14 protein-coding genes are annotated in these 14,735 nt (G+C 59.0%); 5 read left to right on the plus strand and 9 right to left on the minus strand.

The window, feature by feature from the left end:
- Window positions 1-11: 11 nt before the first annotated feature.
- The 3 genes from aspS to PQT43_RS08250 form a co-directional block, all read right to left on the minus strand.
- Window positions 12-1,787: an aspartate--tRNA ligase gene (aspS, locus tag PQT43_RS08240; protein WP_011063022.1), complete on the minus strand. Its 1,776-nt coding sequence runs from the start codon at window positions 1,785-1,787 to the stop codon at window positions 12-14.
- Window positions 1,788-1,882: 95 nt separating this feature from the next.
- Entirely contained in the window at window positions 1,883-2,104 is a 222-nt protein-coding gene (locus tag PQT43_RS08245; RefSeq protein ID WP_010457489.1) for an FmdB family zinc ribbon protein, read from the minus strand.
- 188 nt (window positions 2,105-2,292) lie between these two features.
- On the minus strand, window positions 2,293-2,766 hold the full coding sequence (locus tag PQT43_RS08250; RefSeq protein WP_011063023.1) for a Dps family protein: 474 nt from the start codon (window positions 2,764-2,766) through the stop codon (window positions 2,293-2,295).
- Window positions 2,767-3,230: 464 nt separating this feature from the next.
- Between PQT43_RS08250 and PQT43_RS31375 the strand changes: the two genes are divergently transcribed.
- A complete protein-coding gene (locus PQT43_RS31375; RefSeq protein WP_416375929.1) occupies window positions 3,231-3,836 on the plus strand; it encodes a cold shock domain-containing protein membrane protein in 606 nt (201 codons plus the stop codon).
- 65 nt (window positions 3,837-3,901) lie between these two features.
- Here the strand turns inward: PQT43_RS31375 and PQT43_RS08260 are convergent, their stop codons facing one another.
- Both PQT43_RS08260 and PQT43_RS08265 read right to left on the minus strand, forming a co-directional pair.
- Window positions 3,902-4,108 carry a SlyX family protein gene (locus PQT43_RS08260; RefSeq protein WP_102860554.1) on the minus strand — a complete coding sequence of 69 codons (207 nt, stop codon included), beginning with the start codon at window positions 4,106-4,108 and terminating at the stop codon, window positions 3,902-3,904.
- 3 nt (window positions 4,109-4,111) lie between these two features.
- Window positions 4,112-4,537, minus strand: coding sequence for an HIT family protein (locus PQT43_RS08265; RefSeq protein ID WP_267268794.1), 426 nt, complete (start codon window positions 4,535-4,537; stop codon window positions 4,112-4,114).
- Between the two features lie 930 nt (window positions 4,538-5,467).
- Here PQT43_RS08265 and PQT43_RS08270 point away from each other — a divergent pair.
- Entirely contained in the window at window positions 5,468-6,784 is a 1,317-nt protein-coding gene (locus PQT43_RS08270) for an OprD family porin (RefSeq protein WP_115580763.1), read from the plus strand.
- Window positions 6,785-7,067: 283 nt separating this feature from the next.
- On the opposite strand, the gene PQT43_RS08275 is transcribed toward PQT43_RS08270, so the two are convergent.
- Entirely contained in the window at window positions 7,068-7,907 is an 840-nt protein-coding gene (locus PQT43_RS08275) for a mechanosensitive ion channel family protein (RefSeq protein ID WP_102860551.1), read from the minus strand.
- Between the two features lie 136 nt (window positions 7,908-8,043).
- Window positions 8,044-8,529, minus strand: a complete 486-nt coding sequence (locus tag PQT43_RS08280) for a YajQ family cyclic di-GMP-binding protein (RefSeq protein ID WP_102860550.1) — start codon at window positions 8,527-8,529, stop codon at window positions 8,044-8,046.
- Window positions 8,530-8,672: 143 nt separating this feature from the next.
- Here PQT43_RS08280 and PQT43_RS08285 point away from each other — a divergent pair, with 143 nt between their 5' ends.
- Genes PQT43_RS08285 through PQT43_RS08295 form a run of 3 tightly spaced genes read left to right on the plus strand, consistent with a single transcriptional unit; the run spans window position 8,673 to window position 12,256 of the window.
- Entirely contained in the window at window positions 8,673-9,590 is a 918-nt protein-coding gene (locus tag PQT43_RS08285) for a putative 2-dehydropantoate 2-reductase (RefSeq protein WP_102860549.1), read from the plus strand.
- A 45-nt stretch (window positions 9,591-9,635) separates the two neighbouring features.
- Entirely contained in the window at window positions 9,636-11,672 is a 2,037-nt protein-coding gene (locus tag PQT43_RS08290; RefSeq protein WP_102860548.1) for a sensor histidine kinase, read from the plus strand.
- A gap of 2 nt (window positions 11,673-11,674) precedes the next feature.
- Window positions 11,675-12,256 (plus strand): cob(I)yrinic acid a,c-diamide adenosyltransferase, encoded by a 582-nt coding sequence (locus PQT43_RS08295; protein WP_272753691.1) that lies wholly within the window; start codon window positions 11,675-11,677, stop codon window positions 12,254-12,256.
- 110 nt (window positions 12,257-12,366) lie between these two features.
- Here PQT43_RS08295 and PQT43_RS08300 read toward each other — a convergent pair whose 3' ends face one another.
- Together PQT43_RS08300 and argJ are read right to left on the minus strand one after the other, a co-directional pair.
- Window positions 12,367-13,311 carry a Nudix family hydrolase gene (locus PQT43_RS08300; protein ID WP_110594881.1) on the minus strand — a complete coding sequence of 315 codons (945 nt, stop codon included), beginning with the start codon at window positions 13,309-13,311 and terminating at the stop codon, window positions 12,367-12,369.
- Between the two features lie 118 nt (window positions 13,312-13,429).
- Complete coding sequence (gene argJ / locus PQT43_RS08305; RefSeq protein ID WP_272753693.1) at window positions 13,430-14,647, minus strand: bifunctional glutamate N-acetyltransferase/amino-acid acetyltransferase ArgJ; 1,218 nt, start codon at window positions 14,645-14,647, stop codon at window positions 13,430-13,432.
- Window positions 14,648-14,735 lie beyond the last annotated feature (88 nt).

Consider the following 14,735-nt stretch of genomic DNA (forward strand, 5'->3'; position numbering starts at 1 on the left):
ATCGGGCCGGCTTATTCAGCCTTAGGCTGTTCACGCAGACGGATGTGCAGCTCGCGCAGAGCCTTGGCATCCACCAGACCCGGTGCCTGAGTCATGACACAGGCCGCGCTCTGGGTTTTCGGGAAGGCGATCACTTCACGGATCGACTGGGCGCCGGTCATCAGCATGACCAGACGGTCCAGACCGAAGGCCAGGCCACCGTGCGGCGGCGCGCCGTATTTGAGGGCGTCCAGCAGGAAGCCGAACTTCTCTTCCTGTTCGGCTTCGCTGATACCCAGCAGGCGGAACACCGCTTGCTGCATTTCCTTGCGGTGGATACGGATCGAACCGCCACCCAGCTCGGTGCCGTTCAGAACCATGTCGTAAGCGCGCGACAGAGCGGTAGCCGGGTTGGCTTCCAGCTCTTCAGGCGAGCATTTCGGTGCGGTGAACGGGTGGTGCAAGGCGGTGAAGCTACCGTCGTCGTTCTCTTCGAACATCGGGAAGTCGACTACCCACATCGGAGCCCATTCGCAGGTCAGCAGGTTCAGGTCGTGACCGAGCTTGATGCGCAGGGCGCCCAGGGCTTCGCTGACGATCTTGGCCTTGTCGGCACCAAAGAACACGATATCGCCGTCGACCGCACCCACGCGATCCAGGATCACGTTCAGGTTGGCTTCCGGAATGTTTTTCACGATCGGCGATTGCAGGCCTTCAACACCCTTGGCGCGCTCGTTGACCTTGATGTACGCCAGGCCCTTGGCACCGTAGATGCCGACAAACTTGGTGTAATCATCGATCTGCTTGCGCGGCATGCTCGCCCCGCCAGGAACGCGCAGGGCGGCGATACGGCATTTCGGATCGTTGGCCGGGCCGCTGAAGACCTTGAACTCCACTTCCTTGAGCTGATCGGCAACGTCCACCAGTTCCAGCGGGTTGCGCAGGTCTGGCTTGTCGGAACCGTAGCGGCGCATGGCTTCTTCAAAGGTCATGTGCGGGAACTCGCCGAACTCCAGACCCAGCACTTCCTTGAACAGGTTGCGGATCATACCTTCGGTCAGGCCCATGATGTCTTTTTCGTCGAGGAAGCTGGTCTCGATGTCGATCTGAGTGAACTCAGGCTGACGGTCGGCACGCAGGTCTTCGTCGCGGAAGCACTTGGCGATCTGGTAGTAGCGGTCGAAGCCGGCCACCATCAGCAACTGTTTGAACAGCTGTGGCGATTGCGGCAGGGCGAAGAAGCTGCCGGCGTGGGTACGGCTCGGCACCAGATAGTCGCGAGCACCTTCAGGGGTGGCGCGAGTGAGGATCGGGGTTTCGACGTCAAGGAAACCGTTCTCGTCCAGGTAGCGACGGATGCTGGTGGTCATGCGCGAACGCAGACGCAGCTTCTCGGCCATTTCCGGACGGCGCAGGTCGATAAAGCGATAGCGCAGACGGGTTTCTTCACCCACGTCGGAGTATTCGTTGAGCGGGAACGGCGGGGTTTCCGCTTCGTTCAGCACTTCCAGCTCGTAGCCCAGGACTTCGATCATGCCGGACGCCATGTTGGCGTTGCCGGCACCGGCCGGGCGCAGACGCACCTTGCCGGTGATCTTGACTACGTATTCACTGCGCACACGGTCGGCGGCGGCGAAGGTTTCAGCGCGGTCCGGGTCGAACACCACCTGGGCCAGACCTTCACGATCACGGATATCGAGGAAAATCACCCCGCCGTGGTCACGGCGACGGTGGACCCATCCGCAAAGGGTTACTTCCTGACCTTCCAGGCTTTCGTTCAGTTGGCCGCAATAATGGCTGCGCATCATGGTAGTGGTTTCACTTCTCGTAATTCGAAATTCGATGGAGGCCTTGCGCACCATGAGGTGCCGGATAGTGCAAGAACTCGCGCGTGTCGTTCAACTTAGTCAGCTTTGTCGCCACCGGCCAGATTCTTCTTGGAGCCGGTCTTGAAGTCGGTTTCATACCAGCCGGTACCGCTGAGGCGGAAACCGGGCATGGACAGCATCTTTTTCAGTTCAGGCGCCTGGCAGGCAGGGCAGTCGACCAGCGGCGCGGCGCTGATCTTTTGAATGGCTTCCAACTGATGACCACAGGAAGCGCATTGGTAGTCGTACATGGGCATGGGGGGCGTCTCGGCGATCCAGATTACTGCTTGAACTACAGCCAGAGCCCACGCCAAAGCTCGGGCTACTTAGCAAAGAGCGGGATTATATCCATTAAATCGGCCCTGTGCAGCCGTATGACCATATAGATAGCGGACGCTGTGAAAAGGCGCGAATGACGCCCAGGGCGCCATTCGCGATTACAGGCTTAACGATTTTCCAGCAGAGAACGCAGCATCCATGCGGTTTTTTCATGCACCTGCATACGTTGGGTCAACAGATCCGCCGTCGGTTCATCGCTGACCTTGTCCAGCAAGGGAAAGATGCCGCGGGCGGTGCGGGTTACCGCTTCCTGACCGGCCACCAGCTGCTTGATCATTTCTTCAGCCGCCGGCACGCCCTCCTCCTCCTTGATCGAGGACAGTCGGGCATAAATGGAATAGGCGCCCGGAGCCGGGAAGCCCAAGGCACGGATACGTTCGGCAATCAGGTCGACGGCCAGGGCCAGTTCGTTGTATTGCTCTTCGAACATCAGGTGCAGAGTACGAAACTGTGGACCGGTGACGTTCCAATGGAAGTTATGGGTTTTCAGGTACAACACGTAGGTATCCGAAAGCAGACGGGAAAGGCCGTCGACGATGGATTTACGATCTTCTTCGCTGATACCGATATCAATTGCCATGTTTCTCTCCGTTAACGGGATGGATTCACCCAATCAGCTGCCGGACCACTCTAGCAAGAGTACTGCTCCCTCGCCGACCAGGATCGTCGATCAGCCTGCGGTGGATTGTCTCGCGGCCCAGCCAAGGCGTTTAAGCCTTGAGTTCGAGCCGATTTTGACAGCAGGGAAAAACCGACGTTCCTTGGAAAACCCTCTGCCATCTGTCTAGAACAGGCCTTTGCCCAATACTGCGAACCCACCGCCTGAGCCACGGCATTTGCGCCCCCCGCCAACGGGCCGCTGCTGATTTGAGAAGGCCTGGGCTTTGCTGTTAAATAGAGCCCGTGTCGCTGTTGCCTATTTCTTCGGCCAGCGCGCATAGGCTGACACCGCGTACGTAACCACCGCCTCACCTATTTGTTCAGAAGCGAACCGTGCGTGATCAGCTCTTCCTTGTGCTTCCTTCTTAACGTGAGTTAATCAAAATGTTGAAAATCGTCCACCTGCTGACAGGCATTGCAGCTCTGCTGCTGTCCTTGATTCCGAGCCTTAGATCCGACGCAATTCCCTACCTGCAACAACCCGATGCTATTTACCTGGCCCTTTTCGGCCTGCTCAACCTGATCCTCGCTCCAGTTATCCCTTACTGGAACAAAGGCTCGCGCCATCATCTGCAGAACCTGGTCAGCGCCCTGCTGGTGCTGGTTGTGGTCCTGCAAACCCTCACACTGCTGGCACCCATGCCTGTCATTGGCGGCCAACCGGCAGTCCTGGCCAGTTTGTTGATCGCTGTGCTCGCCGTAGCCCTGCATCTGGCCATCAGCTTTTACAAGTCCTCACCGGCGGCCTCCACTGCACCTACTTACGACATGAGCAATCGCGATACCGGCACCGTGAAGTGGTTCAACACCTCCAAGGGTTTCGGCTTTATCTCCCGGGACTCCGGCGACGATATCTTCGTGCACTTTCGCGCCATTCGCGGAGAAGGCCACCGCGTCCTGGTAGAAGGCCAGCGCGTAGAGTTTTCGGTGATAAACCGCGACAAGGGCCTGCAAGCCGAAGATGTCATCGCTGCATTGCCACGCCGCTGATCCACGCCCACAAAAAACCGCGCCAAGGCGCGGTTTTTTTATGCATCAAAGACACCTGCTCTCCCTCAATAATGTGGCGGCGGCGCCTCCTCCTCGAAAGATTCGAACTGCCCGACCATTTCTTCCTGACGCTTGAGCAAGGCACTCATCTGCAACTGCAGGCGTTCCACAACCTTCTGTTGCGATACCAGCACATCGTTCAAGGCTTGAATGGTGTCATCCTGGAACGCCAGACGGCTCTCCAGATCGGTTACACGTTCTTCCAGGCTCATAGTTCAGTCCTCCAGAAACTGGAAATCATCGGCCAACACCACCCGCAACCGATCACGGATCGCCTCAACCTGCTGCGTACTATAAGGCTTGGCCGGATGCTTGCCCCAAACCGGCGCGGGCCAGGCGGCATCATCACGCTTACGCACGATCACATGCATATGCAACTGGCTGACCACATTACCCAGAGTCGCCACATTCATCTTGTCGGCGTCGAAGGAGTCCTTGAGCACTTCAGCCAGAGCCGTGGTTTCCCGCCACAGTTGCTGCTGCTCGGTGACATCAAGCTGAAACAACTCACTGATATCTTCCCGACGTGGCACCAGGATGAACCAGGGATAGTTTGCATCATTGGACAGCAACAACCGGCAGAGGGGGAAATCCCCAATGGGCAATGTGTCTTGTTGCAGCCGTGAATCTAAAGTGAACACCGCGCTTACTCCCGCTCAACTCATTCCAGCCTGGTTTTCAGCATCAACGGCACTGGCCAGGCGACAGATGCGCAGCATACCTGCGAATGCATCGGGCTTCATGATCAATGAGCCTGAGCCCGGATAGCGCCCCCGCACCACTTGGCAAGGAGCCACCTCAATGCAAGAGCCACGCCCCACAGCAGGACACTTTCCGGCGATTCGCACCATTTGCGTACAAGGCACAGGAAACACCCGAAAAGTGACTGGCCAAGCCATTGATGTTCCTCACCCTACTTGCCCATGACTGTATGAACCGTGCACAGCGTTGCAAAAGTTTTGCACCAGAATCGTACAGACGGTCTACGCTGGAATCCTCAAGCATCCGCCGTCTACTCACTTTGCAGTGTGCGGCGGTAACGTTTTGGCACGCTGTGCAACTTATTGCACAGCCCTGCACCAGGAAGAGCATGGCGTCAAGCCAAACAAAAAGACGCTTGAAAGAGCGATTTTATGCGGTTTTTACAGGTCAGCATGCCGCCCAGCAGAAAAAATACGGGGCAAAATCGGTTTGTGCACGCTTGTTGCATTCAACCCGACATTGTCTGCGGCGGACCACCCGAAGTGGCCCGTCACAGACTCATAATAATAGTGGCAGGGTTGCCCCGCGGTGCTTTGTAGAGTGTGTACATGGGGGGCTCAATTCCTCGTGATATTGCTTCGAAGAACACTGCATAAGTTGTTGGTCCGGATACAGACTGGCTGCAGAATTGCGACACCAATCGAGCAATTTGCGACAGGGTCGTAAAGAAGCTGAAAGGATAGATAGGCAAGTATCGCCAACATTGTCAGCGTGATATAAGTTTGCGCCGACACAAAAAGAAAGAGCCGCCCAGATAATAAAACAGGTGGGACGGCAGTACTCTTCTAAAACCAAAGGAGCAAATCACGATGCGCGTGATGAAGTGGAGCATGATCGCCCTGGCTGTATCAGCAGGCACCTCGCAGTTCGCAATCGCGTCCTCCCAGGACGACGCAAAGGGCTTTATCGAAGACAGCACCCTGACCGCGAAAACCCGTCTTGAGTACATGAACCGTGACTTCAAGAACGGTGCAGGTAACCGTCAGCGCGACGATGGCACTTTCAAAAGCGGCTATCGCCAAGACACCGGCCTGAGTGAACTGCTGCAGTACAGCTCCGGCTTCACTCAAGGCACCGTAGGTGTAGGCGTTGATGCTTTCGCCATGGGTGTGATCAAGCTGGATGGTGGTGCTGGTCGTTCCGGTAACGGCATGGCAGCCAACAACCGCCTGGGCGAGCCTGAAAAAGACTCGTCCGCTGTAGGTGGCGCAGTCAAGTTCCGCATCTCCGATACCGTACTCAAGTACGGTAATCAAATGGTTGCCAGCCCAGTATTCTCCACCGACGACAGCCGTCTCCTGCCAGAAGTCGCCACCGGTACCTTGATCACCAGTAACGAGATCAAAGGCCTGGAGCTGAATGCGGGTCACTTCACCGCCCTGCGCTCGCAGACCGGTCAGTACAACGACAGCATCAACGGCCGTAACGGCGACACTGGCCTGAAAAACCCAGGTCTGACTTCCGCTGACTTCGCTGGCGCTACCTACCAGTTCACCGATAACTTCGTCGGTGGCGTGGCAACGTCCAAGGTCGATGACTACTTCAAGAAGCAGTACATCAACCTGAACTACACCTTCCCGATCGCCGATAGCCAGTCGCTGAACCTCGACTTCAACGGCTATCGCACCACGGACGATGGCAAGAAACTGTACGGCAAGCTGGACAACAAACTGTGGAGCCTGGCAGCAGCCTACAGCATCGGCCCGAACAAATTCACCATCGCCCACCAACGCTCTACCGGTGATACCAACTACCAGTACGGTGTTGACGGCAACGGCACTATCTTTGTTGCCAACTCCATCCAGATCTCCGACTTCATCGGCGAAGACGAGCGCTCCTGGCAGGCTCGCTACGACCTGAACATGGCGACTCTGGGTGTTCCTGGCCTGAGCTTCATGGCCCGTTACGTGAAGGGTGACAACATCACCACTTCGTCGAACACCGAAGGCAAGGAAAACGAGTTCAACTTCGAAACCAAGTACGTGATGCAAGAAGGTCCAGCCAAAGACCTGTCGTTCCGCCTGCGTAGTGCTGTGTACCGTGCAAACGGTGCTTACAACACTGATTACACCGCAGATAACAACGACGTTCGTATCATCGTAGAGTACCCGCTGAGCATCTTGTAATAACGCTGCCCAGCAGATTGCGCTAACACGCAATATCTATAGAAGCCGCCGCCCCTAATCAGGGCGGCGGCTTTTTTTTGATCATTAAAAGTATCAGGCGGAAGACAAAATAAAATAGCAAGCTAACTAACATAGTGATCAACGACAGTTGCTATATAACAGTCTGCAAAATCTGCCCCCACTACTAGCTCTTGGTGGAACCTCAAAAACAAACAAGGGGCCGATAGCCCCTTGTCTTGAACAGCATTAGTTGACTGTACGGCCAACTTTTGAAACTGACTTACTACACTGCGGCTTCCTGAACCACACGAATCACTCGCTGCGGGAAGGGAATATCGATTCCCGCTGCCTTCAAGCGATCACGGGACAGTTCATTGAACTGGAACATTACGTCCCAGTAGTCCTCAGTCTTGACCCAAACCCGCAGCGACAGAGTAATCGCGCTGTCTCCAAGAGTGGACACCACAGCTACCGGTGCAGGATCGGCCAGCACACGTTCGTCTTTCGCCAACTCCAGCAGCACCTCGCGGGCTTTCTGCAGATCCGCGTCGTAGTCCACACCCACGTCGAACACCACCTTGCGGGTCGGCTGACGGTTGTAGTTGGTAATAATGCCGTTGGACAGGTTGCCGTTAGGCACGATCACCGTCTTGTTGTCACCGGTACGCAACACGGTGTGGAAGATCTGAATGCTGTCCACGCTACCGCTGATGCCCTGGGCCTCAATGAAGTCGCCAATACGAAATGGGCGGAACAGCAGGATCAGCACCCCGCCGGCGAAGTTCGCCAGGCTGCCTTGCAAGGCCAGGCCGATGGCCAGACCGGCAGCACCGATCGCGGCGACGAAAGAGGTGGTTTCGACACCAATCATCGAGGCCACGCTGACGATCAGCAGCACTTTGAGAATGATGTTGGCCAAGCTGCTGATAAAACCCTGCAACGCCAGGTCGGCATTGCGCAGCGCCAGCAGCTTGCCCACTTTATGAGTCAGTTTGTTGATCAGCCACCAGCCGATGGCCAGGGTGATTACCGCCAGCAGCACCCGGCTGCCGTATTCCATGATCATGGGAATCCAGGCTTGGGAAGCCCGGACCAGGTTGTCTACTTCAGCGTTCAAATCCATCTATCTCTCCAGATTCCCGGGGTTGCGGCGTGCATGACTGACCGGCAGAACGACCGGCTCACCTGGAGCTCAATCGTTTCTGCCATTGCTCCGGCCTCGGACGCCAAAAAGCTCTAGAGGTTCCCGGAGAAGTGGGTCAGTCGCGGAAGTTGTTGAACTGCAGCGGCATGCCGAACTCCTTGGCACGCAGAGCAGCGATGGCCTCTTGCAGGTCGTCGCGCTTCTTGCCGGTAACCCGTACCTGCTCGCCTTGAATCGCCGCCTGCACTTTCAGTTTGGCATCCTTGATATGGGCGACGATCTTCTTCGCCAGCTCTTTATCGATGCCTTCCTTTAATACGGCTTCCTGCTTCATCACCTTGCCCGAGGCAAAAGCGTCCTTGACCTCCAGGCACTGCACGTCGATCTTGCGCTTGACCAGGGCCAGCTTGAGGATCTCGATCATGGCCTCGAGCTGGAATTCAGCTTCGGCGGTCAGGTTGACGGTCAGTTCCTTGTCCTTGAACTCGAAGCTGCCCTTGCCCTTGAGGTCATAGCGGCGATCCAGTTCCTTGACGGCGTTTTCCACCGCGTTGGTGACTTCGTGCTTGTCCAGTTCGGATACCACGTCAAACGACGGCATGTACTCTCTCCAAATAAAAAGGGGCGCTGTTCAAAACATCGAACACGCCCGGCTTGCGGTTAAAATCCGCGCTCATTATAACGGGTCTTTCCACTCCTTCACCGCGCGCCCTTTGCGGGGCTGCGAAACAGAGCGAAAACTTGATGTCCACGACCTGGCATGTTCTCGGCGCCGGCAGCCTCGGCACCTTATGGGCCACCCGCCTGGCCCGCGCCGGCTTGCCCGTGCGCCTGATCCTGCGCGATCAGTCACGCCTGCAGGCCTATCAGGCGGCAGGCGGCCTGACCCTGGTGGAGCAGGGCCAAAGCAGCTTGCAGGCCATACCCGGGGAAACCTGCGATAGCACCGCCCCCATCCATCGCCTGCTGCTGGCGTGCAAGGCCTACGACGCCGAAGCCGCGGTAGCAAGCATCGCCCCCCGCCTGGCCCAGGGAGCCGAATTGATCCTGCTGCAAAATGGCCTGGGCAGCCAGGACGCAGTGGCCGCCAGAGTGCCCCAAGCGCGCTGCATCGCCGCCTCCAGCACCGAAGGCGCATTTCGCGACGGTGACTGGCGAGTAGTCTTCGCCGGCCATGGCTACACCTGGCTGGGCGACTCAGGCCACCCTACCCCGCCGATCTGGCTGGATGAGTTGAGCAGCAGTGGCATCCCCCACGAATGGAGCACCCAGATACTGACCCGACTCTGGCGCAAGCTGGCGCTCAATTGTGCGATCAATCCTTTGACGGTGCTGCACGACTGTCGCAACGGCGGCCTGCAGCAACACCAATGCGAAGTGGCAACCTTGTGCGCCGAGCTGAGCGAGTTACTGCAATGCTGCGGCCAACCTACTGCGGCGCAGAACCTGCAGCAGGAGGTGGAGCGGGTCATCCAGGCCACCGCTGCCAACTACTCCTCGATGCATCAGGATGTGGCCAGTCAACGGCGGACCGAAATCAGCTACTTACTGGGCTACGCCTGCCAGGCTGCCGCCCGTCACCGCTTGCAACTGCCTCATCTGCAACAGTTGCAGCAACGCCTGGTGAGTCACCTGCGTTTACTCGGATTGCCCAGCGACTGAGCAGCGGCTACGCTGCCCACTTGCTCATTTCCAGCGATACAGCCGATGCCATTGCGCCAGCGTCTTGAAAACCTGCCCGTGGGCCAAAAGCTCCTGGCTGCCCTGCTTGTCCTGCTGACCACCGTGCTGCTGGTCGCCAACCTGACCTTTATCAGCGCCGCTTACTGGATATCCCAGGAAAGCATGGCGCCCCAGGCGCTACAGACCATCGGTCGGCTGGTGTCCAACCCGGCCCTGGCGGCACAGGCCCTGAACTCTCCCGAGGATGCGCAAAAGCTGCTCAGCGAGCTGGACAGCTATACCCCCCTGCGGGCGGCCGCTCTCTATGACGGCAAGGGCATGCGCCTGGCCCAACTGCAACACGGTGAACACCTCAAGCTGCCCGAACGTTACCGACACATCGAAGCCTGGCAACTGACCGAGTTTCGCAGCAACCAAGTGATTGCCCTGCCCCGCCCGGGCCAGGCGCCTGGCCATCTGCTGCTGGTGGCTACCAGCGAACTGCCGATGGCGTTCTACACCGGCACCCTCACCGCAAGCCTGGGGATCCTGATTTTCAGCGTGTTGCTGTGGCTGATCATCGCCCGGCAGATCAAGCGCCTGATCACCCAGCCCATTCACCAGCTCGAGGTGCTTTCGCGCCAGGTGACTCGCGAAGAGAACTACTCCCTGCGCGCCTCCCGAGGCAACCACGATGAAATCGGCAGCCTGGCGGAAGCCTTCAACACCATGCTGTCGCGTATCGAAGCCCGGGAACAACAGCTCAAGCGTGCCCGGGACGACTCCCAGGCCGCCTACGATCAGGCCCAGGGGCTGGCGGAGGAAACCCGCCATACCAACCGCAAGCTGGAACTGGAAGTCCAGGTGCGCAGCAAGATCGAGAAGAAACTCACCGGCTTCCAGAACTACCTCAACAGCATCATCGACTCCATGCCCTCGGCGCTGATCGCCCTGGATGAGCAGTTGTACGTCACCCAATGGAACCAGGAGGCCAGCGCCCTGTCCGGCACCCGCCTGGACGAAGCCCTGAACCAGCCGATCTTCCTCGCCTTCGAACCCCTCAAGCCGTTCCTGCCGCAACTCAAGGAAACCGTCGAGCAGCACACCGTCACCAAGGTCGAGCGAGTGACCTGGTTCAAGGATGAGGAAGCCAAGCACTACGCCCTGACCTTCTACCCACTGATGGGCGGCGCCGGTCGCGGCGTGGTGATTCGGATCGACGACATCACCCAGCGCCTGTCCCTGGAAGAAATGATGGTGCAATCAGAGAAGATGCTGTCGGTGGGTGGTCTTGCGGCCGGCATGGCCCACGAGATCAACAACCCTTTGGGAGCGATCCTGCACAACGTGCAGAACATTCGTCGCCGGCTGTCTCCCGACCTGCCCAAGAACCTCGAACACGCGCAGCAGATCGGCGTCGAGCTGCAAACCGTCAACCACTATCTGGAAAGCCGCGAAGTGCCGCAGTTGCTCGATGGTATTCAACAGGCCGGGGCCCGCGCCGCCAAGATCGTCACCCACATGCTCAGTTTCAGCCGGCGCAGCAATCGCCAGATGGCCCCCTGCGATCTGCCGGCACTGATTGATCAGGCGGTGGAAATCGCCAGCAATGACTTTGACCTGGCCATAGGCTTCGACTTCAAGGGGCAGGCGATTATCCGTCAGTTCGACCCGAACCTGGGGCCCGTGCCCGGCACCGCCAACGAGCTGGAGCAAGTGTTGCTCAACCTGCTGAAGAACGCCGCCCAGGCCATTCACCAGCGTGAGGACGACAGCGAACCCGGTCGTATCATCCTGCGCACCAAACTGAATCCGCCCTGGGCGGAAATCCAGGTGGAAGACAACGGCGTCGGCATGAGCGAAAGCGTGCGCAAACGCACCTTCGAGCCCTTCTTCACCACCAAGGAGATCGGCCAGGGCACCGGACTCGGACTGTCGGTGTCGTACTTCATCATCACCAACAACCACAAGGGGCAAATGGAAGTGCAATCGACCCGGGGCCAAGGCACCTGCTTTACCTTGCGCCTGCCCCTGGCCAGCAGCCAGCCCCAGATTCAAGAACCCCTACCACTGGAGAACTAAGCATGGGTTTTCGCTTGTCGAAGATTTACACCCGCACCGGCGACAAAGGCGAAACCGGACTCGGAGACGGCCGCCGGGTTGCCAAGGATCATCCTCGAGTGGAAGCCATCGGTGAGGTCGACACCTTGAACAGCCAGTTGGGACTGCTCCTGGCCGGCCTGGAAGAGCAGGTTGATACCTGCCAGGGCTTCAAGGAAATCATCGAGGTATTGGCCCCCTGTCAGCACCGGCTGTTCGATCTGGGGGGCGAACTGGCAATGCCGGTGTATCAAGCCCTCAATGAGGCCGAGGTGGAACGTCTTGAGACGGCCATCGATATCTGGAATGAAGAGCTGGGCCCCCTGGAGAACTTCATCCTGCCCGGTGGTTCGTCACTGATCGCCCAGGCCCACGTTTGCCGCAGCCTGGCTCGCAGCGCCGAGCGTCGCTGCCAACACCTGAATGCCGTGGAGCCCTTGCAGGGAGTGGGACTGGCCTACATCAATCGCCTGTCGGACTTGCTGTTTGTCGCGGCGCGCCTGATTACCAAGCGCCAGGGCATCGCCGAAATCCTCTGGCAGGCCGCCGCCAAACCCTCCGCGTAGGAGCGGGCTTGCCGGCGATCGGTCCCACGAGCCTTGGGCAACGGCCGACGATGCGCTGGCAAGCCAGCTCCATAGACAGCCGCTAGCCAGCACTGCCACAGAGGATGCCTTCAGTCCTGGGGCCAGAAGGCACGGATACCGGCAACACCTTGAGCACCGGCTTCCCAGGCTTGCTGGCACTCGGCAGGCCCCACGCCTCCCAGCAGATAGGCAGGCCTGTTGAAACCACTGAGCAACTGCTGCGCCTGCTCCCAGCCCAGGGGTTGGGCGTCGGGGTGAGTCTGGGTCGGCTGCACCGGGGACAAGGTCACGAAATCCACATCCATCTGCTGCGCCAGGGACAGTTCCTCGGCGTTATGGCAGGAGGCGGCCAACCAGCGATCCTTGCCAAAAGGCCGCCCAGCGCTGGCGTACTTGCGCAATTGCGCCGCAGTAATGTGCCAGCCGGCGGAGGGAAAATCCCCCAGCCACTCGAAAGGCCCCTTGAGCATCAACTGCGCCTTGCCCGCACACAGGCCCACTGCGTCCACCGCCAGATCGCGGTACTGCGGATCGTAGCCACCAGGGGCGCGCAACTGAATCAGCTTGCTGCCCTGGGCAATGGCCTTCTGCATGCCTCGCAGCAAGGTCGGAGTTTCCAGACCTTCTGGGGTAATCAGGTAGTGAGCGGGTAAACGCGCTGCAGCGACAATCGGCTGATTGGCCGCGGGGAATTCATAATCGGCCAGCTCACGAGGGCTGACCCAGGCCAGGGGCTGGCCTTCGGCGCCGTGAGGCTCGCCGCTGAATGCCGAAACCTCCCAGACATCCAGCAACACCTGTTTATCCGGGTAATCGTGCTGCACCTTGATCAGCGGGCGCGCCGTCTGTACGACGATACCCAACTCTTCCTGCAGCTCGCGGGCCAGCGCGGTTTGTACCGCTTCGCCAGCCTCGACCTTACCTCCGGGAAACTCCCACAGGCCACCTTGATGCTGAGTATCGGCACGCCGGGCAATCAGGATCTTGCCGCTGGCATCCCGGATGACGGCCGCAGCCACATGTACTCGTTTCACCGCACTGTTTCCTCTGATCAGGCATTGGGCCTGGCCCTCACGGACCAGGCGTTGAGATGCGCGCTTCGCCGGCAAGCCGGCTCCCACAGTGGCTGGAGCAGCGTTGCCGGAGAGGTGCTTAAGTGCGGTATTCCGCGTTGATCTTCACGTACTCGTGAGACAGATCAGTGGTCCAGATGGTTTCGCTGCAAGCACCACGCCCCAATTCGATGCGAATGGTGATTTCTTCCTGCTGCATCACGGCCGCGCCCTGGGCCTCGGTGTAGCTGGCAGCACGCGCACCACGGCTGGCAATGCAGACTTCACCGAGGAACACATCGATCTTGCTGACATCCAGATCCGCTACGCCAGCACGGCCGACGGCGGCGAGAATGCGGCCCCAGTTCGGATCGGAGGCGAACAGGGCGGTCTTGATCAGCGGCGAGTGAGCCACGGTGTAGCCCACGTCCAGGCATTCCTGGTGAGTGCCACCGCCGTTGACCTCAACGGTGACAAACTTGGTTGCACCTTCGCCATCACGGACGATGGCCTGGGCCACGTCCATGCACACCTCGAACACCGCCTGCTTCAGGGCAGCGAACAGCGGGCCCTCGGCCTTAGTGATTTCCGGCAGCTTGGCCTGACCGGTAGCGATCAGCATGCAGCAATCGTTGGTGGAGGTATCGCCGTCGATGGTGATGCGGTTGAACGACTTGTTGGCACCGTCCAGCAACAGGTTTTGCAGCACTTCCCGGGAGACTTTGGCATCGGTGGCGATGTAGCCGAGCATGGTGGCCATGTTCGGACGGATCATCCCCGCCCCCTTGCTGATACCGGTCACGGTGATGGTCACGCCATCGTGCTGGAACTGGCGGCTGGCGCCCTTGGGCAAGGTATCAGTGGTCATGATCCCGGTCGCCGCAGCCGCCCAGTTGTCCACGGATAGGTCATCCAGTGCGGCTTGCAGAGCCCCCTCGATTTTCTCTACCGGCAGCGGTTCGCCAATCACCCCAGTGGAGTACGGCAGCACAGCGCTGGCATCGACGCCGGTCAGCTCCGCCAGCTTGGCGCAAGTGCGGGTGGCAGCAACCAGGCCCGGCTCGCCGGTACCGGCGTTGGCATTACCGGTGTTGGTCAGCAGATAACGCACCGCCCCCTGCACACGCTGCTTGGCCAGGATCACCGGCGCGGCGCAGAACGCGTTGAGCGTGAACACACCGGCTACGGTGGAGCCTTCGGCACAGCGCATGACCACCACATCCTTGCGCCCGGGGCGCTTGATGCCGGCCGAAGCGATACCGAGCTCAAAACCGGCAACCGGGTGCAACGTAGGCAAAGGACCAAGACCAACAGCCATGAATGCGCTCCTCTTATCAGGTGTCTGCACCGTCGTCTCAAAAGACGGTGTTGCAAATGGAAAAACGCCGCGACGGCGGATGCCGTCA

Source organism: Pseudomonas sp. BLCC-B112 (genome assembly GCF_028550695.1).
In the GTDB taxonomy this organism is placed as follows: Bacteria; Pseudomonadota; Gammaproteobacteria; order Pseudomonadales; family Pseudomonadaceae; genus Aquipseudomonas; species Aquipseudomonas danubii.

Coding starts and splice junctions, on each gene's coding strand:
- PQT43_RS08260 (WP_102860554.1), bottom strand. CDS start 4,108: ATGAGCCTGGAAGAACGTGTAACCGATCTGGAGAGCCGTCTGGCGTTC.
- PQT43_RS08280 (WP_102860550.1), bottom strand. CDS start 8,529: ATGCCGTCGTTTGACGTGGTATCCGAACTGGACAAGCACGAAGTCACC.
- PQT43_RS31375 (WP_416375929.1), top strand. CDS start 3,231: ATGTTGAAAATCGTCCACCTGCTGACAGGCATTGCAGCTCTGCTGCTG.
- PQT43_RS08285 (WP_102860549.1), top strand. CDS start 8,673: ATGTCCACGACCTGGCATGTTCTCGGCGCCGGCAGCCTCGGCACCTTA.
- PQT43_RS08295 (WP_272753691.1), top strand. CDS start 11,675: ATGGGTTTTCGCTTGTCGAAGATTTACACCCGCACCGGCGACAAAGGC.
- PQT43_RS08245 (WP_010457489.1), bottom strand. CDS start 2,104: ATGCCCATGTACGACTACCAATGCGCTTCCTGTGGTCATCAGTTGGAA.
- PQT43_RS08270 (WP_115580763.1), top strand. CDS start 5,468: ATGCGCGTGATGAAGTGGAGCATGATCGCCCTGGCTGTATCAGCAGGC.
- aspS (WP_011063022.1), bottom strand. CDS start 1,787: ATGATGCGCAGCCATTATTGCGGCCAACTGAACGAAAGCCTGGAAGGT.
- argJ (WP_272753693.1), bottom strand. CDS start 14,647: ATGGCTGTTGGTCTTGGTCCTTTGCCTACGTTGCACCCGGTTGCCGGT.
- PQT43_RS08275 (WP_102860551.1), bottom strand. CDS start 7,907: ATGGATTTGAACGCTGAAGTAGACAACCTGGTCCGGGCTTCCCAAGCC.
- PQT43_RS08250 (WP_011063023.1), bottom strand. CDS start 2,766: ATGGCAATTGATATCGGTATCAGCGAAGAAGATCGTAAATCCATCGTC.
- PQT43_RS08290 (WP_102860548.1), top strand. CDS start 9,636: ATGCCATTGCGCCAGCGTCTTGAAAACCTGCCCGTGGGCCAAAAGCTC.